At 61.7% G+C, this 1503-nt stretch carries 2 protein-coding genes; both read left to right on the forward strand.

Features of this window, described 5'->3' with window-relative positions; all coding sequences use genetic code 11:
- Positions 1-77: 77 nt before the first annotated feature.
- Positions 78-1166, forward strand: coding sequence for an IS5 family transposase (locus tag NKJ00_RS32125; RefSeq protein ID WP_352632597.1), 1089 nt, complete (start codon positions 78-80; stop codon positions 1164-1166).
- Positions 1163-1503 (forward strand): hypothetical protein (locus tag NKJ00_RS32130; RefSeq protein ID WP_352632598.1); only part of this gene is annotated, 341 nt, incomplete at its 3' end. The genes NKJ00_RS32125 and NKJ00_RS32130, both read left to right, overlap by 4 nt.

The raw sequence follows: 1503 nt of genomic DNA on the forward strand, positions 1-1503 counted from the left end.
CAGGCTGTTGAAAAAGGGGCTCGCGGTTGGGGTAGCTCCGTGATTCACTCATTTCGCGAGAATGCGGAGGGTGAATCGTGCGCGGCGGCGACAATCGAACTGGCGAGTTGTTCAGCTACGTTGATCTCGAGGCGCGGGTTCGGCGCGATCATCCACTGCGCGCGATCCGTCGGATAGTGAATGAGGCGCTGGCAGCGTTAGAGCGGGACTTCGCGGCGCTGTATTCGCCGATCGGGCGACCTTCGATCCCGCCGGAGAAGCTGCTCAGGGCAATGCTGTTGCAGGCGTTCTATTCGATCCGCTCTGAACGGCTTTTGATGGAGCGGCTGGAATACGATCTTCTGTTCCGCTGGTTCGTCGGCATCGGCGTTGACGACGCGGCCTGGGATCACTCGGTCTTCTCGAAGAACCGCGACCGGCTGCTGGAGGGCGACATCGCGGCGAAGTTCTTGAACGCTGTCCTGGCGCAGCCCAAGGTGAAGAAGCTTCTCTCCACGGATCACTTCTCAGTCGACGGCACCTTGATCGAGGCCTGGGCGTCGATGAAGAGCTTCAAGCGGAAGGACGGCTTGGATGAGCCACCGTCGGGTGGCGGGCGCAATGAGGAGGCGGACTTCCATGGCCAGAAGCGCTCGAACGAGACGCATGCCTCGACCACTGATCGTGATGCTCGGCTGTTCCGCAAGGGGAAAGGCAAGGAGGCCAAGCTCAGCTTCATGGGGCACGGGCTGATGGAGAACCGGCATGGTCTTCTGGTTGATGCCTGCCTGACGCTGGCCGACGGGCATGCCGAACGAGTGGCGGCTCTGCACATGATCGAACCCCGCGCCGAGCGACCGCAAGCCATCACCCTCGGCGCCGACAAGGCCTATGACGCGGAGGACTTCATTAACGAGTTGCGCTCGATGAAGGTGACGCCACACGTGGCGCAGAACACGAACGGGCGCCGTTCCGCTATAGATCGTCGCACGACCCGGCACGTCGGCTATGTCGTCAGCCAGCGCATCCGCAAACGCATCGAGGAGGCGTTCGGCTGGATCAAGGTCATCGCAGGTCAAGACAAGACGAAGTTCCGCGGTCGCGACCGCGTCGGATGGGCCTTCACCTTCGCGGCTGCCGCCTACAATCTGGTGCGGCTGCCCAAGTTGATCGCGGTGCCGACATGAGCGCGCCGGCGGACTGCAAGCTGACTGACCGCTGGCATATCGTCGAGGCCGATCTGTGGGATTGCGGCTATCTCAGCCTCTGCGGTCCCGCCATGGTCACCATCGGGGCCGACAACACCGGTGAGATCGCCTTTGGCGCTCTGCAAGCCAGCCTCGATCTCAACTACGGTCCCTCGATGGTATTCTTCACATGGGCCGGCTTCGACGAAATGGACGAAGCCACTGGTGATGGCTCCGCCGAACTACTCGACGACGGCTCCATCGAGATCACATTCGCCTATCACAATGGCGATGAGGCCATCCTCAAAGCCAAACGGGACACTTCTTCAACAGCCTG

This window comes from Mesorhizobium sp. M0227 (assembly GCF_040321855.1).
In the GTDB taxonomy this organism is placed as follows: domain Bacteria; phylum Pseudomonadota; class Alphaproteobacteria; order Rhizobiales; family Rhizobiaceae; genus Mesorhizobium.